The organism is Ochrobactrum sp. AP1BH01-1, from assembly GCF_018066705.1.
Taxonomy (GTDB): domain Bacteria; phylum Pseudomonadota; class Alphaproteobacteria; order Rhizobiales; family Rhizobiaceae; genus Brucella.
On record NZ_JAGPOU010000002.1, the window covers coordinates 338,913 to 363,180 of the forward strand.

Consider the following 24,268-nt stretch of genomic DNA (forward strand, 5'->3'; position numbering starts at 1 on the left):
AGTTGGTGGCGAGTATATTTAGGTATACTCGCCATTAATATTTAATTTACTATATTCTTCAACCATGTTTTCATCGCTATCACACACGAGGAAATCATGTCTATTATTTCACAGTGTTCTAATAGAAATTTGTTTTACTCAGTACTTTTGATAGTTTCGGGAGCGTTGGCCGGCTGCACGACGGTACCTCCCGCAGAATTGTGCTCGCCCAAGGAACAGAAACAGCTTAGAAAGCAACTTCTCATTACCCAGTCACTTCTGGATCGAAACGAAACCAATCTCTCGGTTTTGCGAAAGACAGCAACTCAGGATCGTTGCCTGGGAACTTTGTTTGCTCCAGCGGCAAAATCAGCCCAGTGCACCAAATTGCTGACAAAGATGGATCGGCTGACAGCGGAAACAAGAACTTTGCACGAGCGCGTTCACGAGTTGAATATGGCACTTGCCGGACGCACATCGCCGTCCAAGCATGTCAAATCATGCAAAGCCTCCTGGGTCGTCGTCCCCAAGAAAGTTCAGTCGAAAGCTGCCTACATTCCGCAGCGGAAGATCAAGACCCCCGCCAGGCCGATCACCAAATCCGTCGCCACGGTTACATTACCGGTCTATCAAACGGTCGCTCCCGTCAAAGCCGAGGAAGTGAACTATAAGCCCTCCCTGATAACGCAAACGTCAAACGCACCGACCTATGTTGCGCCGGTCACATCCACCCCGCCTGCTGAGCGCGCCTATACCGCAAACACAAAAGTCAGGGTCGTCGGCTCAGAGTTCTTTCCGGACCAAGCAGCACTAGCAAGTCAGCCAACTCCGGACCATGCGCCTGCCCCGTGAGTGCCAGGCGTAGCGGCATGAAAAGATTCTTGCCCTTGCGACCTGTTGCTGCCTTCACGGAATCAGCCCAGATTTTCCAGGTTTGATGATCCCAGGGCGCTGGCGGCAGAAGAGTGAAAGCCTCTCTCAGGAAAGCGCGATCTTCTTCCGAGAAATCCGGCGTTTCTGGCAACTCGCCATCAACGATAGACCACCAATGAGCCGCATCCTTGAAGCGGTCGAGATTCCCCCGTACCGCGAGCCAGAAGGGTTCGGCCTTGTCGCCGGAAATACCCAATGCCGCCAAGCGCAACTTGGCTTCTGAAAACGGCATCTCGTGCAGCAGGGCGCGATTGAGTGTATCCAGCTCCGCAGGATCAAACTTTGCCGATGACTTTGATATGGATGCCAGATCGAAACGTTCGGCCAGGCTTTCCATACCGGGCGCGGCCGATACACTTTCCGATGTACCAATCAGTATCGCCAGCGAGGCGACAGCCATGGGCTCGAAGCCAGCTTCGCGCAATGATCCGACAGACAGAGCGCCGGTCCGCTTTGAAAGCCCCTCGCCCGAAATCGTCGTCAGCAGATTATGGTGCCCAAAAACCGGCGCCCTAGCTCCGAGAGCTTCGAAAATGGCAATCTGCACACCCGTATTGGTCACATGGTCGTCGCCTCGAATGATGTGAGTAACACCGAGATCAATATCATCGACCACAGATGGCAGCGTGTAGAGATAGGTGCCATCCTCCCGCACCAGCACCGGATCGGACATGGAGGCCAGATCCACAGTCTGCGGCCCACGGACCAGATCGTCCCAATGCACCTCGGTACGCTTGGTAGTAAACGGATCGGTATCGAAATTAGGCAGCAGGAAGCGCCAATGCGGCTTGCGCCCCTCTGCCTCGAAAGCTGCTTTCTCTTCGTCAGTGAGCTTCAAGCCTTCGCGGCCGTATACGGGCGGCAAGCGACGTGCGAGGCGCAACTTACGACGACGCTCCAGTTCATCCGCCGTCTCATAGCAGGCATAAAGCAGGCCAGCCTGCTTGAGCTTTTCGACCGCCCTGCCATAAACATCGAAACGTTTCGACTGATATTCCACGCGATCAGGTTTGACTCCCAGCCAATCGAGATCGACTGCAATTGCCTGTGCATACTCCTCTCTGGAGCGTTCAACATCAGTGTCGTCATAGCGCAGAATGAACTTACCGCCGTTTTTCTGTGCGAAAAGCCAGTTGGAAAGCGCTGTGCGCGTGTTGCCAATATGGATATAGCCCGTCGGTGACGGAGCAAAACGAACGGTCACAGTCATTTTATTGTCTTTCAGCGATCGCGGAAGCGGTTCGTTATAGGGTATCGGCGATCGCGCCCGAAATTCTTCTTGGTAATTTTGACACCGGGTGCCGATTGCCGGCGCTTGTACTCAGCGAGATAGAGCAAATGTTCGATCCGTTGGACGGTTTCGAGCGGATGGCCCCGAGCGGCAATCTCGGTATTGCTCATTTCGTTTTCGACAAGGCATTCAAGAATATCGTCCAGAACGGGATAAGGCGGCAAACTGTCCTGGTCCGTCTGGTTCTCGCGCAGTTCAGCCGAGGGTGCCTTGGAAATGATATTCAGAGGGATCACCTCTCCTGACGGTCCAAGCGCGCCGCTCGGTACATGGCTGTTACGCCATTCCGACATCGCATAAACCTGCATTTTGTAGACGTCCTTGATCGGATTGAACCCGCCGTTCATATCGCCATAAAGCGTAGCATAGCCGACCGACATTTCGGACTTGTTGCCGGTGGTAACGACCATCGAACCAAACTTGTTCGAAACCGCCATCAGAATGGTCCCGCGTGCTCGGCTCTGCAGATTCTCTTCCGTGACGCCGCTCTCGGTTCCCTCGAATAACGGATGCAGTGCTTCGAGAAAGCCTTCTACCGGCGCAGAGATGGGAACAACGTCGTATCTGACGCCGAGCGCCTTTGCACAATCGGCAGCGTCTTTCAGAGATTCGTCAGACGTATAACGGTAAGGCAGCATAATGCACCGCACACGATCTTTGCCCAAGGCGTCTACGCCCAGTGCCGCGCAGATTGCCGAGTCGATTCCACCCGAAAGTCCAAGCACGACATCCTTGAAACCGTTCTTGTTCACATAATCCCGCAAACCGAGCATGCAGGCGGAATAATCAGCTTCGAGCCCTTCTGGAAGAGTAGCTTTCTCTCCTTTTTCACAACGCCAGCCATCATTTTCCCTGTGCCATACGGTGAGTGCGATCTGCTCCACAAACTGCGGCATTTGCAAACAGAGCGACCGGTCGGCATTGAAGACGAACGATCCGCCATCGAATACCAACTCATCCTGCCCGCCGACCTGATTTACATATACCATCGGTAATTCGGTTTCGATCACCTGCTTCATCACCACCTGATGACGGCGATCCATCTTGGCGCGATGGTAGGGCGATCCATTGGGAACGAGCAGAATTTCTGCACCGCTCTCAGCCAGTGTTTCCGCTACACCAAGCTCACCCCAAACGTCTTCGCAGATGGGAATCCCGATGCGAACGCCGCGAAAATTGACCGGTCCCGGCATTGGGCCAGCCTGAAACACGCGCTTCTCGTCAAACTCTCCATAATTTGGCAAATCGACTTTGAACCGTTCCGCGATAACCTCGCCGCCATCCAGAACTGCAATGGAATTATGCAGACCACTTTCACGGCTAAGCGGTGTCCCGATGATAACTCCTGGCCCGCCGTCGGCCGTGTCGTTCGCCAACTCGCGCACCGCTTTTTCGCATGCAGCAAGAAAGGATGGTTTGAGAACCAGATCTTCCGGCGGATAGCCCGAGATAAACAATTCCGTAAACAGAATGAGATCGGCTTTCATTCTGGCTGCCTCGGCGCGAGCGGCGCGTGCCTTGGTCAGGTTTCCGGCGATATCGCCCATGATGGGGTTAAGCTGTGCAACGGCAATACGGAGCATGGCAAGATTCTCGTAAGAGGCTAACATGCTCAAGCTTTAACGCGCTTGGGCAAGCAAATGCAACGGATGCAATCAATCGACCGCTTTGTTTGTCAGGCCAGATATGTATTGACGAGGATATAGCCCCAGACCGCGACGACGAACACGATGGAAATCAGGACGGCGAGTGAGCCGCAGTCCTTTGCGATCTGAATTTCCTTGTGAAAATCCCGCGAGACAGCATCACACGTCGCCTCGATACCGGTGTTCAGCACTTCCACGAGGATAAGGAACAGGATCGAGCCGGTCATGAAGAGGAAAGTTAGCCAGGTCGGTGCAAGAATGAACGCGACCGGCAGGGATAGAAGAAACAGCACCAATTCCTGTTGGACGGCTTTTTCATGCCCTGCGAGATACTTCAATGCCCGCATGGAATTAAGAAAAGCCAGAAAAATGCGCTGCATAAATAATACCCCAAAACAGATTGGTCACGGCAATCAATAGGCGAGTTTTCTCGAAAAGCAACAGGGCGGAGATCGAAACCTCCGCCCTGTAAGCTCTATAACACCCTAAACAGATCAGGCGCTCGCGACCTGCTTGTCAACGCCAGCATCACGCTCCTTCTTCAGCAATTCAGCCAACAGAAACGCCAGTTCCAGCGCCTGATCGGCATTGAGACGCGGATCGCAATGCGTGTGGTAACGATCATGCAGATCCTCTGCAGAGATCGCACGCGCACCGCCTGTGCATTCCGTTACATTCTTGCCGGTCATTTCGACGTGGATGCCACCAGGATGCGTACCTTCGGCGCGATGAATAGCGAAGAAGGATTCGACTTCCTTGAGGATACGGTCGAACGGGCGCGTCTTGTAGCCACCGGCCGTAATCGTGTTGCCATGCATCGGATCGCATGACCACACGACCTTCCGGCCTTCCTTCTCGACAGCCCGAATGAGCTGCGGCAGGTGATCGCCAACCTTGTCATAGCCAAAGCGTGCAATCAGCGTCAGGCGTCCTGCTTCGTTTTCCGGGTTCAGAAGATCGATCAGACGGATGAGGTCATCCGGTTGCAAAGATGGACCGCACTTGAGACCGAGCGGATTCTTGATGCCGCGGCAGTATTCAATATGCGCATGGTCAGCTTGGCGGGTGCGGTCGCCGATCCAGATCATATGGCCCGACGTGCCATACCAGTCGCCGGAAGTCGAGTCTACGCGGGTCAGCGCTTCTTCATATCCCAGAAGCAGCGCCTCATGGCTGGTGTAGAAATCGGTTTCACGCAGCGAATGATTGCTGTCAGCCGTAATCCCGATTGCACGCATGAAGTTCATGGTTTCGGAAATACGTTGCGCCAAGGCTGCATAGCGTTCTGCCTGCGGACTCTTGCCGACAAAGCCGAGCATCCACTGGTGAACGTTTTCCAGATTTGCGTAACCGCCCTGAGCGAAAGCGCGCAGAAGATTGAGCGTTGCCGCCGACTGGCGATATGCCATGTCCTGACGCTGGGGATCGGGCGTTCGCGAGGCCGCATCAAATTCGATACCGTTGATGATGTCGCCGCGGTAGGACGGCAGTTCCACACCATTCAGCGCTTCCATGTCGGATGAGCGCGGCTTGGCGAACTGACCGGCGATACGGCCAACCTTCACGACAGGCTTCGATGCGCCGAATGTAAGCACGACGGCCATCTGAAGGAATACACGGAAAAAGTCGCGAATATTGTCTGCGCCATGTTCCGCGAAGCTTTCGGCGCAATCGCCGCCCTGAAGCAGAAATGCCTTGCCTTCCGCAACCTCAGCCAACTGCTGCTTAAGCTTGCGCGCTTCACCTGCAAAAACCAGCGGCGGATAGGTACGAAGACGGGCCTCAACGTCGTTCAGAGCTTGTGCGTCCGGATAAAACGGCACTTGCTTGATCGGTTTGTTTCTCCAGGAATGCGGGGTCCAGTTCTTCGTCATTTGAGCACCTGTTTGCTTCTATCCGCTCGATTTCTCTCGGATTGTATCCTCCTTGCACGAAAGCCGGAATCCCTTAACAGACAGCCCCATCTGACAAAGATGACAGCATGCCCCGGAAAACCGGCGTGCGTGATCGCGCTGATATAATGCAGGCTGAAACTTTATGCCAGCAATATTCGTTAACCGAACAAACCGCCTACGAAAGATTTATCCGTCGACTTTCTCACCATTCACGACGCGATAGGTCGGTTTGTACATCGTAACCAGTTCCTCGGCCGCAGTTGGATGAACCGCCATCGTGCGATCGAAGTCATCCTTGGTCGCGCCAGCCTTCAAGGAGATACCGAGAAGCTGGGCCATTTCACCGGCATCTGGCCCCATGATATGAGCGCCGATCACACGGCGGCTTGCTGCGTCCACGATGAGCTTCATCAGCATTTTCTCATTACGACCGGAGAGCGTGTTCTTCATCGGGCGGAACAGAGCTCTGTAAACCTCAAGTTCCGGATACTTCTTCGCAGCTTCATCTTCCGGCAAGCCAACAGTGCCGATTTCTGGCTGCGAGAACACGGCAGTCGCGATTAACTCATGATCCGGCTTCGTCGGATTGCCCTTGAAAGCGGTTTCTAGGAAGCACATGGCTTCATGGATTGCCACGGGCGTCAGTTGAACGCGGTTCGTGACATCTCCCACCGCCCAGATATTCGCTACATTGGTGCGCGAATAATCATCCACCGGGATGGCACCGAGTTCGTCGGTCTTCACGCCAGCTTTCTCCAACCCCAGACCAGTCGTGTTGGCCCTCCGCCCGATAGCCATCATTGCCTGGCCGACTTCCAATGTTTCGCCATTGTTGAGCGAAATTTTCAGTTTGCCGTCGGACTGCTTCTCGATTTTCTCGAAAACTGCTTCACAAACGATGCGGATACCCTTCGCTTCCATCGTTTCGTGCAAAAGATGCCGCAGGTCCGGATCGAAACGGGAGAGAATCTCCTTTCCCCGGTAGACCAGAGTTGTCTCGACGCCAAGCCCGTGGAATATGTTCGCAAACTCGACCGCAATATATCCGCCGCCCGCAATGGCGATCGCTTTCGGTAGTTCAGCGAGATGAAACGCCTCGTTGGAGCTGATGCAATACTCATGCCCTTGCATGGTTTCTGGCATCGTAGGATGGCCGCCCGTGGCGATCAGTATTTGATCGGCCGTGACGCGGCGACCGTCAGACTTCAGCTCGATAGTATGTTCATCGACTAATTCGGCGCGGCTGGCGAAAATCTCGACTTCCGAATTCTGGAGCCCCTTGGTGTAAAGCCCCTCAAGCCGGGCAATTTCGTTGTCCTTGGCAGCGATCAGCTTTTCCCAATCGAATGCCGACGAACCAACATTCCAACCGTATCCGGCAGCATCCTCGAAATGTTCGGGAAACTGCGAAGCATAGACGAAGAGCTTCTTCGGCACACAACCGCGGATAACGCAGGTTCCACCCATGCGATATTCTTCTGCAAGACCGACTTTCTTACCCATCGCTCCGGCAAGACGTGCAGCCCGGACCCCGCCGGACCCGCCGCCGATAACAAAAAGATCATAGTCGAAGCCGGACATGGGATTCTCCAATAAAATATTAGGTTGACCGATATGTAGGCAAAATAAAAAGCCCGGCCAAGTGACCGGGCTTTCAAATTGCACGTTACCGCTGATTACTGTTGCGCTGGCTGTGCCGGTGCAGCAGCAGCGCCAGCCTGCGCGGCCAGAACTTCAGCCACGCTGGTTGCCAGATCGCGAGCAATGCCATTCTGCCAGATGTTGGCAGCCTTAACGACTTCACGCGTTACAATCGGACCTTCCGACAAAAGCTTCTTGCCAGCAGACGAGGTATAGAATGCTGCGATAGCCTTCAGTTCGTCTTCCGAAAAAGCCTTCGCGTAAGCGCGAGCGGATTCGGTTTCAAGATCTGCGCGGCGGGAAGCAAGAGACAAAGCCTTGTCATCGACCGTCTTGGTAATGAGGGCTTCCAGATTCGGGTCCTTCTGGATCAGCTCGCCCTTCAGGGAGCGCGCCGCATTCGGCAGAATTTCGTCGAACTGCTCGGTAGCATTAATTGCAGAAATAGCAGCGCGGGCAGCTTCCAGATGAGCTTCAGTGATTTCCTGTGCCGATGCTGCGTGAATGCCCGACATCAGTACGAGCGCGGAAAACGGTGCAATCAGACGGCGAAAGCCAGTTGCCGGGATCATAAGGTCAGTACTCCGTTCAATCAGTTCAAGACCGGTTCATGGTGCGGATGCCGTCGTTGCCGGCAATCACTGCCGCACGCGCCAGTCCGATGAAAAGTCCGTGCTCGACAACGCCTGGAATTGCGAAGAGAGCGTCAGATAGTGTCTTTGGATCGGGAATGCGGCCAAAAGATGCATCCACGATATAATGCCCACCATCTGTTACGAAGGGTGAGCCATCTTTTAAACGCAGTGCCAGTGGGCCTGCAAGACCACACTTTGCAGCTGCTTCTTCGATAGCGCGCATGGTTGCGCCGAGACCGAAGCGGTTGACTTCCACTGGCAGAGGAAAACGTCCGAGCGTCTCGACCACCTTGGAACTGTCGGCGATGACAATCATCGCATCAGAAGCGGCAGCAACGATCTTTTCGCGAAGGAGCGCCCCACCGCCGCCCTTGATGAGCGAAAGATGGATATCGACTTCGTCCGCACCATCAATCGTGAGATCGAGATGAGGCGTTTCGTCAAGCGTTGTAAGCGGAACTCCGAGTTCCTCGCAAAGCTTGGCGGTACGCTCGGAAGTGGGAACGCCAACGATCTTAAAGCCGCCACTTACCTTTTCAGCAAGCAGTCGCACAAATTCCTCGGCAGTTGAACCGGTACCGATTCCCAGACGCATTCCGTCCTTGACGTGTGTGAGTGCTTCCGCGGCGGCTGCAATTTTTAACTTGCGAGCTTCATCCATACCCAAGTTCCCCGAAATCCCAGCGGATTCTCATTGTCATCCGGTTCGCCTCTAGCATGCGGGTGCGGCGCAACAAAGCTTCTATTCGAACTATGACGCAGAATTTCGGATTTTAAGCAAATCTGATCGCGAGGTTGAGCCGAGGACGACAATCAGATAGGAGTTCTTTATTCCCTATTTTCACATATGAGAAGCTAATGTCTGCTGCTAATCCCAAGCCCATCATCGTTTTCGATCTCGACGGAACCCTCGTCGATACAGCACCAGACCTTCTCGATAGCCTCAATCACTGCCTGGCAATATCCGGACTGAAAACAGCAGACCGTGAATCGTTGCGGAGATTCGTGGGACAAGGCGGGCGCGTCATGATCGAACGCGCGTTTGCCGCGCAGCAGAAACAGGCAGATGAAGCACAACTCGACAATCTCGTGGAAGAATTCCGCGAGCATTACGCGAATAATATGCCAGGGCATTCCACATTCTTTCCAGGCGTTCTGGATGCAATGGACCGCTTCTCGGCGAGCGGTTACGAACTGGCGGTCTGCACGAACAAGTTCGAGGCCTTGTCGGTAAAACTTTTGACCTCGATGGGCGAGGCCGCGCGATTTGCAGCGATCTGCGGGGCAGATACCTTCGCTTATCGCAAGCCCGACCCGCGTCACCTTACTGACACCATCGCACGTGCAGGCGGCAATCGCGAACGAGCCATCATGGTTGGCGATAGCCGAACGGACATAGATACCGCGAAAGCAGCCGGCATCCCTGTCGTTGCCGTTGATTTCGGGTACACCGATCTGCCAGTGCAGCATTATGGTCCCAGCCGCGTCATCTCGCATTTCGATGAATTCACACTCGAAATGGCCGGTGAACTTATCGCTGCCGTAACCGATCCAGTGTAACGGAAATTGGAAATGGCTACGCTGCGTTTTCTAGTATTGGGCACGATTTTCTTAGCCGCAATATCAACAGCGTCTGCGAATGATGGATCGCCGGGTCTGCCCGGCGTACAACCGCAAAAACCAATCGTGTCCACTCCGCCGCCCGCTCCCGAACCGGATCAGGCGCGAAGTGGCAATTGGAGAAATTTTCGTGTCGGTAATACCGACGTGTCGATCTCGGGGAGCATAACTGTTGATGTCGGCTCTGGAAACAGCCGCACATCCCGCCGCTAATTTCGGGAGCCCCGGGCCAGCGTCGATAGGACGGCAGGCAGTTCAGTTGGCAAATCTTCGGCGATAAGCCCATGACCGAAACGGCGAGCTGCGTCCGCATGCATCCACACGGAAGCACAGGCCGCCGCGAATGCGGGCATGCCCTGCGCAAGCAGTCCGCAAACAATTCCGGTCAGAACATCACCTGAGCCAGCCGTCGCGAGCAAAGGGGTTCCATTGGCGTTCACCACTGCCAGCCCGCCCGGTTCAGCAATCACGCTATCAGGCCCCTTATATATAATGACCGCGTTGGTCCGCTTTGCGGCTTCACGAGCTTTTTCGATCTTCGAAACCGCACCCTTTGCAATATCCGGGAAAAGCCGCCGAAACTCGCCTTCATGTGGCGTCAGCACAAGCGCAGTCTTGGCGTCCTGCCGCTGGTTGAAAAGCTCGTTTGGATTCTGCTCAAAAGCAGTAATTCCATCCGCGTCGAGAACGAGACCGTGAAATCCCTCAAGTCCGCTGTTGGCAAGAAACAGGGCATGCTCGCGCGCGAATGCCGAATTTCCATATCCCGGACCGAGTACCGCTGCTCCAACCTTGCGCTCGGTAAAAAACTGCCGGACATCCCTCAAGCCCCGCGTTTCGCGGACCATGACGCTGGTCAGATGAGCTGCATTAATCCCCGTCGCATCGGGCGGAGATAAAAGCGTAACCGCCCCTGCTCCAATGCGAGCCGCGGCGAGTGCCGAAAGGCGCGCAGCGCCAGTCGAATGAGCGCCGCCCGAAAACACGGCGGCATGGCCGCGACTATACTTGTGAGCCTCCACGCCAAGCACAGGAAGGGTACCTTCCCAAAGATCGGGAGCATTTTCAAAACTATGGGGTTCGATGGCTGCGAGTATGTGATCAGGAATCCCGATATCCGCGACGTGAAGCACCCCGCAATGCGCCCTTCCAGGCTGTAGCAGATGGCCAGGTTTCTTTCGAAAGAACGTAACTGTGGCGCGCGCACGGACCGCTGTTCCCAGCACTTCCCCACTCTCACCCGATATGCCGCTTGGCAAATCAACCGCCACCACCGGCACATCCGAACTGTGCAGCGCGTCAATCGCAACCGCTTCGGCTCCACGAATATCGCGAGTGAGCCCCGCACCGAATAAAGCATCGATTACGCCCCCGAAACTGGCAACTGAAAACTCGGCGAGGTTCGAGACTGGCCCTTTGTAAAAAAGCGATGCACGCATCGCATCTGAACCTTTTTGCGGAGGAGCCGAGGTAAAACAGACGACTTCCAGGCCTGCTTCCAGCAGAAACTGCGCCGCGACATAGCCGTCACCGCCATTGTTGCCAGGCCCGCACAGAACTGCGACCGGCGAGTTACGAGGGAACATCCCTCGGGCGACCTCCGCAACGGCACGCCCTGCAGCAAGCATCAACGAAAAGCCATCCTTGATCCCAGTCTTGATCGTCCGGCGATCCGCTTCTGTCATTTCCTGCGGGGTCAACAGCTCGTACATCGCGTACCTTTTAAACACGGATTAGGGGGGTGATTAAATACGCGGCGCCGGGCTTTATGCAAGTTTGCCCTCCTTTGAGGCAAGATGACTAATTTTTAGCCAGAAAAGCGAGATTGATAGAATGTGTTTCTTGCCTGTCGCCCGAGTGCCGCTTGCACAAGCATCACAATTAGTGCCAATCTGCCTGAGGGTGAAGGAAGTTGAAGAAAATTTTCACACCCACCTGCAATTGGCATAATTCATGCTTCTCTATGGGTGAAGCGGGCACAATGCTCATTTCCGAAGAAGAGCGGAGACCATTCTCTGATGAAAAAGATCGAAGCCATCATAAAGCCCTTCAAGCTGGATGAAGTGAAGGAAGCACTTCAGGAAGTCGGCTTGCAGGGGATCACTGTCATCGAAGCCAAGGGTTTTGGACGACAGAAAGGTCATACCGAGCTTTACCGCGGCGCCGAATATGTCGTCGACTTTCTTCCCAAGGTGAAAGTTGAGGTCATCGTTGCAGACGAAACCGTGGACAGCGCTATCGAAGCCATCCGCAAGGCTGCCCAAACGGGACGCATCGGCGATGGCAAGATTTTCGTCTCCAACATCGAAGAAGTTATCCGTATCCGTACTGGTGAATCCGGCGTGGATGCCATCTGACATACCTGCGTACAATCCATCGTCGTGCAAACAGGGAATTAATATGACGACTGCCAACGATATTCTCAAACAAATCAAAGACAACGACATCAAGTTTGTCGACCTTCGCTTCACCGATCCGAAGGGCAAGCTGCAGCACGTTACGATGGATATCGGCCTCGTCGACGAAGATATGTTCGTCGATGGCGTGATGTTCGACGGCTCTTCCATCGCCGGTTGGAAGGCAATCAACGAATCCGACATGGTTCTGATGCCGGATCCGACAACCGCCCATATCGATCCGTTCTTCGCCCAATCTACGCTCGTCATCCTTTGCGACATTCTCGACCCTGTTTCGGGCGAGGCCTATGGCCGCGATCCGCGCACGACCGCGAAGAAGGCCGAAGCCTATATGAAGTCGCTCGGCATCGGCGATACCGTCTATGTTGGCCCGGAAGCCGAATTCTTCGTCTTCGATGACGTGAAATACAAGGCTGATCCGTACAATACCGGATTCAAGCTCGATTCAACCGAACTGCCGTCGAACGACGACACCGATTACGAAACTGGCAACCTCGGCCACCGTCCGCGCGTCAAGGGCGGCTATTTCCCGGTTCCGCCAATCGACAGCGCGCAGGACATGCGCTCGGAAATGTTGACCGTTCTCACCGAAATGGGCGTCACGGTCGAAAAGCATCACCACGAAGTTGCCTCCGCGCAGCATGAACTTGGCGTGAAGTTTGACACGCTGGTTCGCAATGCCGACAAGATGCAGATCTACAAGTATGTCGTGCATCAGGTTGCGAATGCTTATGGCAAGACGGCGACCTTCATGCCGAAGCCTATCTTCGGTGACAACGGCTCGGGCATGCATGTCCACTTCTCGATCTGGAAAGAAGGCAAGCCGACCTTCGCTGGCAATGAATATGCCGGCCTGTCGGAAAACTGCCTCTATTTCATCGGCGGCGTCATCAAGCACGCAAAGGCCGTGAACGCATTCACCAATCCGTCGACCAACTCCTACAAGCGTCTGGTTCCAGGTTATGAAGCTCCGGTTCTGCTTGCCTATTCGGCTCGCAACCGCTCGGCTTCCTGCCGTATTCCGTTCGGCAATTCACCGAAGTCCAAGCGTCTGGAAGTTCGCTTCCCTGACCCGGCCGCCAACCCTTATCTGTGCTTTGCTGCCCTGCTGATGGCTGGTCTTGACGGCATCAAGAACAAGATTCATCCGGGACAGGCCATGGACAAGGATCTTTACGATCTGCCGGCCAAGGAACTGAAGAAAATCCCGACCGTCTGCGGTTCGCTGCGCGAAGCCCTGCAGTCGCTCGACAAGGATCGTGAGTTCCTGAAGGCTGGCGGTGTGTTCGACGACGATCAGATCGACAGCTTCATCGAGCTCAAGATGGCCGAAGTAATGCGTTATGAGACAACGCCGCATCCGGTCGAGTACGACATGTATTACTCAGTTTAAGAACACCGCGCAGGCGCTAATCCGTCTGCGCTGTTTCTCTTGTTTTCACCGAGGGGAACGATGCGCAACATTTGATGATTGCGTGCATAAATAAACCCCGGCAATGCCGGGGTTTATTTATTAGATCAATGCGATAGTTCTGATATTTAAAGCGCTGCAAGCATGCGAGCAGCCATCATCATTTCGATTTCACGGTTCCTGCGGCGCTCTATCGCTTCCGCATCGGATCCCCAATGTTCGATAGTCCAATCCTCATCGAGGTGGGCCAGACTCCAGCCTTGTTCCGCCGTTATTTCCCCCTTTGCGACGGCAAGTGCGATAATCGCCGATCCCGTCAGCGTAGTCATTGTATGCAATGACGCCAGCGCAACTGGATCTTTGAAAGCAGATAGATGGACACCAAAGGCTGTGATGGCTTCACGCGGCTGCTCGATATGCGTCACACCTTCGGCAAGCGAAAACCGGGCACCTAACCCTTCCATCCAATCGATCAGCGGGTCCCATTGCTGAGTTTGACGAGAAACGAGTTCCTGCGGACTGTCAGCGCGATAGCAAAGCATATCCGTACCCGCAAAACGTAGAATATCCTCGAAAACCGCTTGCGGGTCCTGTGCAATCCCATCAATCGCCGTGTTGACGAGGCGGGTCGCAGGCATTTTGCCGGGATCGATGACCTTTTCCTGAGCAGCAAATTCGTCCGCCACGATCTCGGCAGCTGCCTTCGTCGGCAACCTCAGCAGGCTGCGCGCTGGCGTCTTGACCGGGCGACCGTCCAGATGGACGGCAAAACCGCCTTCAACTTCCGCTACTTCTGCTTTCTCGTAGAAGCGTTTGGGCAGCTGCGCCAGCATTTGCTTTTGCGCACGCACGATTGGGTTCTCGTCGGAAAGCTGCTTTCCCGCTTCAAGATCACTCAAAATATCACGCATAGATTTATCCAGTTCTGTATCGCTGACGTGGCGGAAGGCTCAACAACTAGAGGACCTGCTCATCCATACCTTGCAGCAATGCATGGAGTTCGGATGGTGTTTCCAGAATGTGATGGGCGCCAGCTTCTATCAGTCCCTGCCTGTTATGATAACCCCAGGAAACACCCGCCGCCATAGCGCCCGCCGAGCGGGCCATCTGCATATCATAGACAGCATCACCGATGACGATCGTTCGGTTGGGTTCTATCCCCATTTCCGCACAAGATTCAAGCACCATGGCCGGATGCGGCTTCGACGGACAATCGTCGGCGGTACGCGTTACCACGAAATGATGCCCTATATCGTGACGTTCGAAAACAGAGCGCACACCGCGCTGGGACTTGCCGGTTACGATACCGAGCAGAAGATCATCCCTCGCGCCAAGCTCGCTCAGGAGCGGCAGAATTCCATCATAGAGCGGCTCTGCGAAGTCCGGCGCCTGTCGCAACATCACAAAGTTTTCCTTGTAGCGTTGGGTCAGCCAGTGGACCTGCTCGTCCGGTTCCCGGTCCAGCAGCTTCGCAATAGCCAGATGCAGCGACAGACCGATGATCGAATGCGTTTCCTCGATTGCAGGAGGTTCCAGACCAGCGTCAGCAAAACTGGTTGCCATGCACCTGTGAATGAAATCACCGCTATCGACCAGCGTTCCGTCGCAATCGAAGAGTACAAGTTTCATCGGGCGTTGGAGACCTTTGCCGGCTTGTTGATAATCATCAGTCCGCAACCAATCAGCGCAAGAGCCGCGAATATTTTCCAGCTCAAAGGCTCGCTCAGGATGAGACCGCTCAATAACACGCCGAAAGCAGGCGTGAGGAAGGCGAAATTCGACAGTTTAGAAGCGGGATAACGGCGCACCATCCAGAACCAGAGCGGATAGGTGAATGCGACCACGAATATCGCCTGAAACAGGAAGGCCGATATGGACAAGGCATCCGGACTACGAAGCAGCGGACCGCTCAACGAAATGAACGGCAGCGGCACCAGAGTTGCAACCACCAACTGGTAGAGGAGTGTCTTTTCCGGCGCCGTATAGGCAAGCCGGGTCCGCTTGATGACCAGTGTGGTAAGTCCCCACAACACACCTGACACAAGCGCAAGCATATCGCCATAGACAGCGTGCGGTCCTGGCCGACTAACATGGTCGGAGAAGACGAGAAACACGCCCAGAAAGGCGATACACATGCCGATGAAGGCGCGAACAGACATGCGTTCGCCTAAAAGGAAATGACTGCCGATAGCGACCCAGAACGGCATGACATTCATCATGAGCGTTACGCGTCCCACGCTCGTCAGCTCCATCGCCAGGAAAATCAGAACGAACTCTGTCCCGAATAGCAATCCAGCAGCTATCCCGGCCCAGAGCGTGCCATCACGCTTGAAAAGCGGAATGCGACGCCAATAACACCATAGAAAGACGCACATGCCGCCGAGCGCGGAACGCCCTGCTGCCATCAGCATCGGGTTGAAACCTTGATTGCCGATCTTGATTGCAACCTGATTGAGCCCCCAACTGAACATGATGAACATGACCAGCATGATGGCCAGCCCATCGAACGAAACTCGTCCTTCGGACGATCCCCCCGCTTCGCCTGACATTTTTAATCTTCCGCGCTTTCCTCGTCGAAGCCGAGCAGATTCCACGATTGCACCATGTGCGGCGGCAAAGGCGCCGTCACATCGATAATGCCGCCCGACGGGTTCGGAATGCGAATGCGGCGTGCATGAAGATGCAGCCGTTTTTGTATCCCGCCCGGAAACTCCCAATTCTGGTCAGCTTCAAAATATTTGGGATCACCGATAATTGGATGACCGATATAAGCCGCATGAACGCGCAGCTGATGGGTTCTGCCGGTATATGGTTCCATCTCAAGCCACGTCAGGTTGTTCCCCGCCTTCTCGATGATGCGATAATAAGAGACCGCATGATCGGAGTCCGGTTCGCCATGCTGACATACCCGCATCTTGTCCCCGTCAGGCGTCTGTTCCTTGACCAGCCACGTGGAAATCTTGTCCTCGCGCTTGCGTGGAACACCTTTTACCAAGGCCCAATAGGTCTTCTTGGTATCGCGTTCACGGAAAGCGGCGGTTAATGCCTGTGCCGCGCCGCGTGTACGGGCCACAACCAGCACGCCTGACGTGTCGCGGTCGATGCGGTGCACTAGACGCGGCTTTTCGCCCTTTTTGTTGCGCCACGCCTCCAGCATACCGTCGATATGTCGCGTTACGCCGGACCCGCCCTGCACAGCGAGACCTGCCGGCTTGTTGAAAACATACACTTTCGGGTCTTCGTACAGAAGCATCTGCGAAAGCACATCACCGTCCTGCTGGCTGCGGATTGTTCGCGCCGTAACCGGCCCGGTGGCTTTCTCATCGACGCCGAGCGGCGGAATGCGAACAGTCTGCCCGGCTTGAACACGTGTATCGGCCTTGGCCCGGGAGCCATCGATACGGATCTGGCCTGACCGCAGAAGTTTTTGCAGGTGACCGAAACCCAGACCTGGATAATGGACCTTGAACCAGCGGTCGAGCCGCATGCCCGCCTCGCCTGCATCCACAATCTTCTGTTCAACGACTGCCATGGAGAAACCCGATCAACTCTTCCTAATACGGCGTGTACTCGCCCGCCGGTCATTTAGTCATCTCAATAGACGCGAGTTTCGCGGATTGCTAGGCGGAATTCCCGAAAACCGAAATTTGGCTGCTTTGAAGGAAACCGGTTCTCTTTCTCCAAAGAGTTTGATTTCCACGCATAAACTTCACGCTCGGTTACATACGTTTTTAATTTATGGTCGGTCTTGACACCCAATCGCCACTTCTTGTCGCCATCTGATATTGATAGAACAAGCGGGCTATACCATTTAGCCCCGTGAATAGACGAGCGGGAGTGCGAAAGTGTCATTGCTCAAAATCTACTGGCGAGCCATGGAATATCTTGCGGTCGAGAAGGCTGCAACGATAACCATGTGCGTGGCCAGCGTGCTGGTTGCCCTGGTCACACTTGCCGAACCAATTCTGTTCGGTCGGGTCATTCAGGCTATCTCCGACAAGGGTGACATTTTCTCGCCCCTGGCGATGTGGGCTGCACTCGGCGGCTTCAATATTGTAGCCGCAGTCTTTGTGGCTCGCGGAGCCGACCGTCTTGCACACCGCCGCCGTTTGGGCGTGATGATCGATTCCTATGAGCGCCTCATCACGATGCCGCTTTCATGGCACCAGAAGCGCGGCACGTCCAACGCGCTCCATACGCTGATCCGCGCGACGGACTCGCTCTTCACCCTCTGGCTCGAGTTCATGCGCCAGCATCTGACGACAATCGTTGCCTTGGCAACGCTTATCCCTGTTGCAATGAACATGGATATGCGCATGTCGCTGGTGCTTATCGTGCTCGGCGTCATCTATGTGATGATCGGGCAGCTTGTCATGCGCAAAACGAAGGACGGCCAGACCGCCGTCGAAAAGCATCACCACAAGCTTTTCGAGCATGTCAGCGATACGATCAGCAACGTCTCGGTCGTGCAGAGCTACAACCGTATCGCGTCGGAAACGCAATCCCTGCGCAATTATGCCAAGAATCTCGAGAAGGCACAGTTCCCTGTCCTTAACTGGTGGGCACTTGCCAGTGGCCTGAACCGCATGGCATCGACCTTCTCAATGGTGGTTGTTCTCGTTCTGGGCGCGTACTTCGTCACGAAAGGCCAGATGCGCGTCGGCGACGTGATTGCCTTTATCGGTTTTGCGCAGTTGATGATCGGCCGTCTCGATCAGATCAGTGCCTTCATCAATCAGACCGTTACCGCACGTGCCAAGCTTGAAGAATTCTTCCAGATGGAAGATGCGACTGCCGACCGTCAGGAACCGCAGGACGTTTCTGACCTCACCGACGTAAAGGGCGACATTGTATTCGATAATGTCACTTTCGAGTTCCCGAACTCCGGTCAGGGCGTCTATGACGTGTCCTTCGAGATCAAGCCGGGGCAGACGGTGGCTATTGTCGGTCCGACCGGTGCGGGTAAGACCACGCTCATCAATCTGCTGCAACGTGTCTTCGATCCGGCAGCCGGTCGCATCACCATCGATGGAACCGATACGCGTACGGTCAGCCGTCGCTCCCTGCGTCATGCTATTGCGACCGTTTTTCAGGACGCCGGACTGTTCAATCGCTCTGTGGAAGAGAATATTCGTGTTGGTCGTGAAGACGCCACATCCGAAGAAGTCCACGCTGCCGCTCGCGCTGCTGCCGCCCACGACTTCATTTTGGCCAAAAGCGACGGTTACGATACCGTTGTCGGCGAACGTGGCTCGCAGCTTTCAGGCGGCGAACGTCAGCGTCTCGCGATTGCGCGTGCAATTCTGAAGGATTCGCCTATCCTCGTTCTGGACGAAGCCACCAGCGCACTCGACGTCGAAACCGAGGAGAAGGTGAAGCAGGCGGTTGACGATTTGAGCCACAACCGCACGACCTTTATCATCGCGCACCGGCTTTCAACGGTCCGCTCAGCCGATCTGGTCCTGTTCATGGACAAGGGCCATCTCGTCGAAAGCGGCAGCTTCGATGAACTTGCCGCACGTGGCGGTCGCTTTACCGACCTGCTCCGCGCTGGTGGTCTCAAACTCGAAGATAAGGCAACCAAAGTCATTGAGGGTAGCAACGTAATGCCCTTCCCGACCAAAGGCGCGGTTGGCTAATCAGAGAAATTGTAAACAAAAAGCCCGCGATGATCTCATCGCGGGCTTTTTCTTTTTATCAACAAATCTGAATTTAAAGCGGCACCTCAAAGCGGAGCCCGTCATATCCGGGCTCGACATTGTCAGGTGTCTCGCGCATGACGGTTTCATAATCGAGCGGGACATGCATATGCGTGAGAACAGCGCGCTTGGGTGCCAGCTTCTCAATCCATTCGAGCGCTTCACTGAGCGAGAAATGGCTTGGATGCGGACGATATTGCAGCGCATCGATGATGAGCACTTCGGCTCCATCCAAATATTTGCGGCTTTGTTCGGGAAATGCGCTCACATCGGTGCAATAGACCACGGAACCAAGGCGAAAGCCGAGCGATTCAATATCGCCGTGCACCTGACTGAAAGGCTCAAAACGAATTGCACCCCCCGCTCCCGATATGGAAAACGGCGTTTCAGGAGCTATGTCGTGCATGCTGAGGATCGGCGGATAGCTCGATCCAGCGGGTGTCTCAAAACAATAGCCGAAGGCTTCGAAGAGCCGGTTACGCGTCAGCCGATTGGCGTAAATATCCATGAGACGGCGATTTTCGACGACATACGTACGCAAATCATCGATACCGTGAATATGATCTGCATGTGGATGGGTATAAACCGCCGCATCGAGGCTGTGCGCTCCTGCATCTATCATCTGTGCGCGGAAATCCGGTCCCGTATCAATCACAACCGTTGTGCTGTGACCCGCATCGTCAAATCGCTCGACCAGGAGCGATGCTCGACGACGCCTGTTTTTCGGGTTCTTCGGATCGCAACTGCCCCAGTCGCCATTGATACGCGGCACACCGGGGGACGACCCGCAGCCCAAAAGCGTAAAACGCAGGCAGTTACGCGGCACTGACACAATCAACTTCCTTTTGTGGTCAACTCTGCTGGTTTGGGCATCTTTGAGAACAACCGGAAGACATTTTCGCTGGTAATCTGCGCAATCTCTTCCCTGCTCACACCGATCGTATCGGCAAGCACGGCAGCCGTATGCTGAACAAAGGATGGTTCGTTGCGCTTGCCACGATGCGGCAGCGGCGCGAGGAAAGGCGCATCCGTTTCCACCAGCAAGCGATCACGCGGAACAATGGTCGCGACCTCGCGGATTTCCGGCGAGTTTTTGAAGGTCAGGATACCGGAAAAGGAAATATAACCACCGAGTTCAATGCCCTTTTCCGCCAACAAGCGGCCGGATGAGAAGCAATGCAAGATGAAAGGAAAGGCCCCTTTCGCCGTTTCCTGCTCCAGAATCTCGGCCATGTCCTCATCCGCGCTGCGGGCATGAATGACCAGCGGCAATTGGGTACGGCGCGCTGCCTCGATGTGGACGAGAAAACCCTGCCTCTGTGCTTCCGGTGGCGCATAATCATAATGATAATCGAGACCCGCCTCGCCGATGGCCACCACTTTCGGGTGTTCAGCCAGACGCACGAGATCGTCGGCGGTCACGTCCAGTTCCTCATGCGCGTTGTTTGGATGAGTTCCAACCGAACAATAAACGGAATCATAAGTTTCAGCGAGCGCACGGATCGTGTCGAATTTCCTGACCCGCGTGGAAATCGTCACCATGCGCGTGACCCCGGCATCCAGAGCGCGCTGAACGACATTATCGCGCTCCGGCTCGAAATCGGCAAAGTCGAGGTGGCAATGACTATCGACAAGCATCATCGAACTCAGTTTTTTTCTTCTGTTTCCACGTAGCGCGGGAATATCGGCTGCGGAGCTGGCAGATCGCTCCCGCCGACAAGCTGGCTTGCTGTAACGTCAGAGAACTGACGCTTGTCGACAGGAATAGCCAGTATGTCGAGAAGCTTTTCCGCCGACTGCGGAATGAACGGTTGCACCATGATGCCGACACGGCGAATGACTTCGGCCGTCACATAGAGAACGGTACCCATGCGCGCTGCATCGGTCTTGCGCAACGCCCAAGGCTCCTGCCCCGCAAAATAGCGGTTGGCTTCGGCAACAACAGCGAAAATCGCTCCCAGTGCAAGATGCAGCGCCTGATCGTCCATTGCCTTGCGTGCGGTATGGAGCGCCGCATCGGCCTGATCCAAAATGGCTCTATCCGCCTCTGAAAATTCACCTGGAACCGGGACCTTGCCTTCGCAATTCTTGGCGATCATCGACAGCGAGCGCTGGGCAAGATTGCCGAGATCATTCGCCAGGTCGGCATTGGTGCGATTGACAATAGCGTCATGGCTGTAGCTGCCGTCCTGACCAAACGGTACTTCACGCATCAGGAAGTAGCGCAACTGATCGAGCCCATAACGCTCAACGAGACTGAATGGATCGATCACATTGCCGAGGGACTTCGACATTTTCTCGCCGCGGTTGAACAGGAAACCATGAGCAAAAACCCGCTTAGGCAGAGGGATACCAGCGGACATCAGGAATGCTGGCCAGTAGACCGCATGGAAGCGCGAGATGTCCTTGCCGATGATGTGCGCATCGGCAGGCCAATAGCCCCATTTGCCGTCCGTAGTGTCTGGATAGCCGAGGGCCGTGATGTAGTTTGTCAGGGCGTCGACCCAGACATACATGACATGCTTTTCGTCACCCGGCACCGGAATGCCCCAATCGAAGGTCGTGCGCGAAATCGACAGGTCCTTCAGCCCGGACTTGACGAAGCTCACGATCTCATTGCGACGTTCCGCAGGCATGATGAAGCCGGGGTTTTGCTCGTAAAGATCGAGCAGCCTGTCCTGATAGGATGAAAGACGGAAGAAATAGCTTTCCTCCTCGACCCACTCGACAGGCGTCCCCTGCGGGCCGTAACGAACGCCGTCCTCGCGAACTTCTGTTTCCTCTTCGCCGTAATAGGCCTCGTCACGCACGGAGTACCAACCGGCATACCCACCCTTGTAGATATCGCCGTTATCAGCCATCGCTTTCCAGATAGCCTGGCTTGCCTTGTAGTGGCGCTCTTCCGACGTGCGGATATAGTCATCGTTGGAGCTGTTCAGCACATCTGCCATCTGCCGGAAGGCAGCCGTATTGCGGTCTGCAAGCTCCCGCGGCGTGATGCCTTCCTTGCGCGCGCTCTGCAGCATCTTGATACCGTGTTCGTCCGTACCGGTCAGAAAGAAAACATCCTTGCCATTCAGTCGCTGAAAACGCGCCATGGCATCGGTCGCGATAAGTTCATACGCATGGCCGATGTGCGGCTTTCCGTTTGGATAAGCGATCGCGGTAGTGATGTAATATTTTTCACGGCTCATTATGGACCCGGTCTTTCGAAGTTTGAAAGCGCGTCTGAACGACTAGCAGACACACGAGGAGAAAATTATCAGCGGTGACATAACGCATGTCAGCGGCCATGTCACGCAAGTGGAGGGAGACCGGAACGAAAAGCGCGATGCGTTTTTTCCAAAAGGATTATCACCGCTTGCCGACGGTCGAGATTGTAGGTTTCGGCATCCACGGTTTCGCGCACGAGATCGCTCCAGAAATGCGACCACCGCTCCGCATCATGCAGTTGCCCGGCTTCGGCGCGGTGCCGAGCTTCCGCTGCCACCCTTCCCAGGAGATGGTCACGGAACAGTTCATACTGAACCTCCGACTCGCGACCGTTCAAGATACCAGCCAGCGCCTGTGCTTTCGGCAAATCGAAATTTTGTCCTTCGAGAAGAGAATCGACTGTGTCGGAAATTTCAATGCCGCCATTTGCCGCCAGCAAGAGGGCCTTGCGCACACTGCCTTCTGATCGCTGGAGCAGCGTTTGTGTTACGGTTTCCGGCTCCATTCCGATACTGCGGCCTGCATGGATCAAAGCATCCCTGAGCGATCCATCGTCAAGCGGCTTGAAGCCGATGCTCTGGCAGCGCGACCGAATTGTCGGGAGCAAGCGCCCAGCCGAATGGGAAATCAGGATAAAGAGCGCCCGTGCAGGAGGTTCCTCCAGAGTTTTCAGGAGCGCATTGGCAGCATTGCGGTTCATATCATCGGCCGGATCGACAATAACGATGCGCCAAGCGTGGTCCGATGCCGTTCTGGTCAGAAAATGCGTAACGCGGCGGATTTCCTCCACGGGGATACCCGTTTTGAACTTTCCGGTTTTCTGATCGAACGGCCGATTGATATGCAGGACAGCCGGATGCATGCCGCCTGCGATCTGTCGCCAGAGCGGTTTCGCAAAGTCGGGTACAATAAGATGTTCAGGCGCGTCGCCATTGTTGCCATGCGCCAGCATATGGCCTGCCAGATGAAAGGCGAGCGTTGCCTTGCCGATCCCCTGCGCACCTTCAAAGAGCAGCGCATGATGCATGCGTCCCTCGCGATAGGCCTGTGCCAGAAAATCACCGATCTCCCGGTGGCCAGTGACATAATCGCTTGCTGATGGTTCTGGCACACCCTCAATGGAATCGTGAGCTTTAGGGATGTCGAGTTCCTCGATCACAACAGCCCCCTTTCCGTCAGAACACTATCGACTTCTTTTGCGATATCGCTGGCAATCGCGTCTTGCGAGCGGTCGGCGTCGAATATCTTGCAGCGTGAAGGTTCCGCTCGAGCAATTGCGAGAAAGGCCTGCCGCCGTGCCTCATGCACCGCAATATCTTCTTTTTCGAACCGATCTGCGGTTTCGCTGCCGCGCCGCTTGCCTGCACGCAACAAACCTTTCTCTGCGGGAATGTCGAGAATGATTGTCATGTCAGGCATGACGCCGTCGATGGCAATGCGCTCCACGGCGGCCATATAGGTACCGTCGAGATTGCCGGTCACGCCCTGATACGCGCGACTTGAATCGATGAAACGGTCGCAGAGAACGACCCGCCCCTCGTTCAACGCCGGGCGGACAAGCTGGTCAACATGGTCAGCCCTTGCCGCAGCAAACAGCAGGGCTTCCATCGCTGGACCATAATGCTCTGCATTGCCGCTCAGAATGACATGGCGAATTGCTTCCGCCCCGGTAGAACCGCCTGGCTCTCGCGTGATGACAGGATCGAAGCCGCTTGCCCGCAGGTGCTTGGCCAGCAAAGCAATCTGTGTTGATTTGCCCGCTCCTTCGCCGCCTTCGAATGTGATGAACAATCCCGACAAACCAACTTCCAAACGTTTGAATCGATGCCCGAACGGACTTTCTGTGAAAGTTATTATCGGCCTTTGGCTATCAGGTCGAGCCTGGAAT

23 protein-coding genes are annotated in these 24,268 nt (G+C 55.1%); 6 read left to right on the plus strand and 17 right to left on the minus strand.

Annotation, left to right across the window (positions count from 1 at the left end; genetic code table 11):
• The first annotated feature begins 96 nt into the window (after positions 1-96).
• Positions 97-831, plus strand: a complete 735-nt coding sequence (locus J9800_RS06980; protein WP_114215328.1) for a hypothetical protein — start codon at positions 97-99, stop codon at positions 829-831.
• On the opposite strand, the gene gltX is transcribed toward J9800_RS06980, so the two are convergent.
• From gltX to rpiA, 7 genes are all read right to left on the minus strand, one after another.
• Positions 749-2,122: a glutamate--tRNA ligase gene (gene gltX, locus J9800_RS06985; protein ID WP_114215327.1), complete on the minus strand. Its 1,374-nt coding sequence runs from the start codon at positions 2,120-2,122 to the stop codon at positions 749-751. The two genes, J9800_RS06980 and gltX, sit on opposite strands and share 83 nt — an antisense overlap.
• Positions 2,123-2,133: 11 nt before the next feature.
• The gene (locus J9800_RS06990) at positions 2,134-3,813 is read right to left on the minus strand and encodes an NAD+ synthase (RefSeq protein WP_114215326.1); all 1,680 of its coding nucleotides are present in this window, start codon (positions 3,811-3,813) and stop codon (positions 2,134-2,136) included.
• 65 nt (positions 3,814-3,878) lie between these two features.
• On the minus strand, positions 3,879-4,229 hold the full coding sequence (locus J9800_RS06995) for a diacylglycerol kinase (protein ID WP_114215325.1): 351 nt from the start codon (positions 4,227-4,229) through the stop codon (positions 3,879-3,881).
• Positions 4,230-4,343: 114 nt separating this feature from the next.
• Entirely contained in the window at positions 4,344-5,723 is a 1,380-nt protein-coding gene (locus tag J9800_RS07000) for a class II 3-deoxy-7-phosphoheptulonate synthase (protein ID WP_114215324.1), read from the minus strand.
• 207 nt (positions 5,724-5,930) lie between these two features.
• Complete coding sequence (gene gor / locus J9800_RS07005; protein ID WP_114215323.1) at positions 5,931-7,325, minus strand: glutathione-disulfide reductase; 1,395 nt, start codon at positions 7,323-7,325, stop codon at positions 5,931-5,933.
• A gap of 95 nt (positions 7,326-7,420) precedes the next feature.
• The gene (locus J9800_RS07010; RefSeq protein WP_114215322.1) at positions 7,421-7,957 is read right to left on the minus strand and encodes a DUF2059 domain-containing protein; all 537 of its coding nucleotides are present in this window, start codon (positions 7,955-7,957) and stop codon (positions 7,421-7,423) included.
• A 25-nt stretch (positions 7,958-7,982) separates the two neighbouring features.
• Entirely contained in the window at positions 7,983-8,681 is a 699-nt protein-coding gene (gene rpiA / locus J9800_RS07015) for a ribose-5-phosphate isomerase RpiA (RefSeq protein ID WP_114215321.1), read from the minus strand.
• Between the two features lie 197 nt (positions 8,682-8,878).
• Here rpiA and J9800_RS07020 point away from each other — a divergent pair, with 197 nt between their 5' ends.
• Positions 8,879-9,580: an HAD family hydrolase gene (locus tag J9800_RS07020; protein ID WP_112591740.1), complete on the plus strand. Its 702-nt coding sequence runs from the start codon at positions 8,879-8,881 to the stop codon at positions 9,578-9,580.
• 12 nt (positions 9,581-9,592) lie between these two features.
• Positions 9,593-9,853: a hypothetical protein gene (locus tag J9800_RS22060; protein WP_114215320.1), complete on the plus strand. Its 261-nt coding sequence runs from the start codon at positions 9,593-9,595 to the stop codon at positions 9,851-9,853.
• Here the strand turns inward: J9800_RS22060 and J9800_RS07025 are convergent.
• Entirely contained in the window at positions 9,850-11,352 is a 1,503-nt protein-coding gene (locus tag J9800_RS07025; RefSeq protein ID WP_114215319.1) for an NAD(P)H-hydrate dehydratase, read from the minus strand. The genes J9800_RS22060 and J9800_RS07025 overlap by 4 nt on opposite strands.
• Before the next feature lie 306 nt (positions 11,353-11,658).
• Between J9800_RS07025 and J9800_RS07030 the strand changes: the two genes are divergently transcribed.
• Entirely contained in the window at positions 11,659-11,997 is a 339-nt protein-coding gene (locus J9800_RS07030) for a P-II family nitrogen regulator (RefSeq protein ID WP_002964122.1), read from the plus strand.
• 43 nt (positions 11,998-12,040) lie between these two features.
• The gene (gene glnA, locus J9800_RS07035; protein ID WP_006466891.1) at positions 12,041-13,450 is read left to right on the plus strand and encodes a type I glutamate--ammonia ligase; all 1,410 of its coding nucleotides are present in this window, start codon (positions 12,041-12,043) and stop codon (positions 13,448-13,450) included.
• A 146-nt stretch (positions 13,451-13,596) separates the two neighbouring features.
• On the opposite strand, the gene J9800_RS07040 is transcribed toward glnA, so the two are convergent.
• The 4 genes from J9800_RS07040 to J9800_RS07055 are packed head-to-tail and all read right to left on the minus strand — an operon-like array spanning position 13,597 to position 17,000.
• On the minus strand, positions 13,597-14,379 hold the full coding sequence (locus J9800_RS07040; RefSeq protein ID WP_114215318.1) for an ATP12 family chaperone protein: 783 nt from the start codon (positions 14,377-14,379) through the stop codon (positions 13,597-13,599).
• 46 nt (positions 14,380-14,425) lie between these two features.
• Positions 14,426-15,097 carry an HAD-IA family hydrolase gene (locus J9800_RS07045; RefSeq protein ID WP_114215317.1) on the minus strand — a complete coding sequence of 224 codons (672 nt, stop codon included), beginning with the start codon at positions 15,095-15,097 and terminating at the stop codon, positions 14,426-14,428.
• Positions 15,094-16,017, minus strand: coding sequence for a DMT family transporter (locus J9800_RS07050; RefSeq protein WP_210845679.1), 924 nt, complete (start codon positions 16,015-16,017; stop codon positions 15,094-15,096). The genes J9800_RS07045 and J9800_RS07050 overlap by 4 nt, the downstream gene beginning before the upstream one ends.
• A 2-nt stretch (positions 16,018-16,019) precedes the next feature.
• Positions 16,020-17,000: an RluA family pseudouridine synthase gene (locus J9800_RS07055; RefSeq protein ID WP_114215315.1), complete on the minus strand. Its 981-nt coding sequence runs from the start codon at positions 16,998-17,000 to the stop codon at positions 16,020-16,022.
• Positions 17,001-17,313: 313 nt separating this feature from the next.
• Between J9800_RS07055 and J9800_RS07060 the strand changes: the two genes are divergently transcribed.
• Complete coding sequence (locus tag J9800_RS07060) at positions 17,314-19,107, plus strand: glucan ABC transporter ATP-binding protein/ permease (RefSeq protein WP_114215314.1); 1,794 nt, start codon at positions 17,314-17,316, stop codon at positions 19,105-19,107.
• Positions 19,108-19,180: 73 nt separating this feature from the next.
• On the opposite strand, the gene J9800_RS07065 is transcribed toward J9800_RS07060, so the two are convergent.
• The 5 genes from J9800_RS07065 to tmk all read right to left on the minus strand — a co-directional run bounded on the left by J9800_RS07065 (position 19,181) and on the right by tmk (position 24,180).
• Positions 19,181-19,999: an MBL fold metallo-hydrolase gene (locus tag J9800_RS07065; protein WP_114215313.1), complete on the minus strand. Its 819-nt coding sequence runs from the start codon at positions 19,997-19,999 to the stop codon at positions 19,181-19,183.
• 2 nt (positions 20,000-20,001) lie between these two features.
• Positions 20,002-20,805: a TatD family hydrolase gene (locus J9800_RS07070; protein WP_114215699.1), complete on the minus strand. Its 804-nt coding sequence runs from the start codon at positions 20,803-20,805 to the stop codon at positions 20,002-20,004.
• Positions 20,806-20,813: 8 nt separating this feature from the next.
• Positions 20,814-22,361, minus strand: coding sequence for a methionine--tRNA ligase (metG, locus tag J9800_RS07075; protein ID WP_114215312.1), 1,548 nt, complete (start codon positions 22,359-22,361; stop codon positions 20,814-20,816).
• Between the two features lie 101 nt (positions 22,362-22,462).
• Positions 22,463-23,539: a DNA polymerase III subunit delta' gene (locus tag J9800_RS07080; protein WP_114215311.1), complete on the minus strand. Its 1,077-nt coding sequence runs from the start codon at positions 23,537-23,539 to the stop codon at positions 22,463-22,465.
• A complete protein-coding gene (gene tmk, locus J9800_RS07085) occupies positions 23,536-24,180 on the minus strand; it encodes a dTMP kinase (protein ID WP_114215310.1) in 645 nt (214 codons plus the stop codon). The genes J9800_RS07080 and tmk overlap by 4 nt, the downstream gene beginning before the upstream one ends.
• Positions 24,181-24,268: the final 88 nt, after the last annotated feature.

What these genes read in the sequence shown, in the direction of transcription:
- J9800_RS07030 (WP_002964122.1), top strand. Translation starts at nt 11,659, where the DNA reads ATGAAAAAGATCGAAGCCATCATAAAGCCCTTCAAGCTGGATGAAGTG.
- J9800_RS07020 (WP_112591740.1), top strand. Translation starts at nt 8,879, where the DNA reads ATGTCTGCTGCTAATCCCAAGCCCATCATCGTTTTCGATCTCGACGGA.
- J9800_RS22060 (WP_114215320.1), top strand. Translation starts at nt 9,593, where the DNA reads ATGGCTACGCTGCGTTTTCTAGTATTGGGCACGATTTTCTTAGCCGCA.
- J9800_RS06980 (WP_114215328.1), top strand. Translation starts at nt 97, where the DNA reads ATGTCTATTATTTCACAGTGTTCTAATAGAAATTTGTTTTACTCAGTA.
- gor (WP_114215323.1), bottom strand. Translation starts at nt 7,325, where the DNA reads ATGTCCGGCTTCGACTATGATCTTTTTGTTATCGGCGGCGGGTCCGGC.
- J9800_RS06990 (WP_114215326.1), bottom strand. Translation starts at nt 3,813, where the DNA reads ATGTTAGCCTCTTACGAGAATCTTGCCATGCTCCGTATTGCCGTTGCA.
- metG (WP_114215312.1), bottom strand. Translation starts at nt 22,361, where the DNA reads ATGAGCCGTGAAAAATATTACATCACTACCGCGATCGCTTATCCAAAC.
- J9800_RS07025 (WP_114215319.1), bottom strand. Translation starts at nt 11,352, where the DNA reads ATGTACGAGCTGTTGACCCCGCAGGAAATGACAGAAGCGGATCGCCGG.
- J9800_RS07000 (WP_114215324.1), bottom strand. Translation starts at nt 5,723, where the DNA reads ATGACGAAGAACTGGACCCCGCATTCCTGGAGAAACAAACCGATCAAG.
- J9800_RS07045 (WP_114215317.1), bottom strand. Translation starts at nt 15,097, where the DNA reads ATGAAACTTGTACTCTTCGATTGCGACGGAACGCTGGTCGATAGCGGT.
- J9800_RS07050 (WP_210845679.1), bottom strand. Translation starts at nt 16,017, where the DNA reads ATGTCAGGCGAAGCGGGGGGATCGTCCGAAGGACGAGTTTCGTTCGAT.
- rpiA (WP_114215321.1), bottom strand. Translation starts at nt 8,681, where the DNA reads ATGGATGAAGCTCGCAAGTTAAAAATTGCAGCCGCCGCGGAAGCACTC.
- J9800_RS06995 (WP_114215325.1), bottom strand. Translation starts at nt 4,229, where the DNA reads ATGCAGCGCATTTTTCTGGCTTTTCTTAATTCCATGCGGGCATTGAAG.
- J9800_RS07040 (WP_114215318.1), bottom strand. Translation starts at nt 14,379, where the DNA reads ATGCGTGATATTTTGAGTGATCTTGAAGCGGGAAAGCAGCTTTCCGAC.
- J9800_RS07010 (WP_114215322.1), bottom strand. Translation starts at nt 7,957, where the DNA reads ATGATCCCGGCAACTGGCTTTCGCCGTCTGATTGCACCGTTTTCCGCG.
- gltX (WP_114215327.1), bottom strand. Translation starts at nt 2,122, where the DNA reads ATGACTGTGACCGTTCGTTTTGCTCCGTCACCGACGGGCTATATCCAT.
- glnA (WP_006466891.1), top strand. Translation starts at nt 12,041, where the DNA reads ATGACGACTGCCAACGATATTCTCAAACAAATCAAAGACAACGACATC.
- J9800_RS07055 (WP_114215315.1), bottom strand. Translation starts at nt 17,000, where the DNA reads ATGGCAGTCGTTGAACAGAAGATTGTGGATGCAGGCGAGGCGGGCATG.
- J9800_RS07070 (WP_114215699.1), bottom strand. Translation starts at nt 20,805, where the DNA reads ATGCTTGTCGATAGTCATTGCCACCTCGACTTTGCCGATTTCGAGCCG.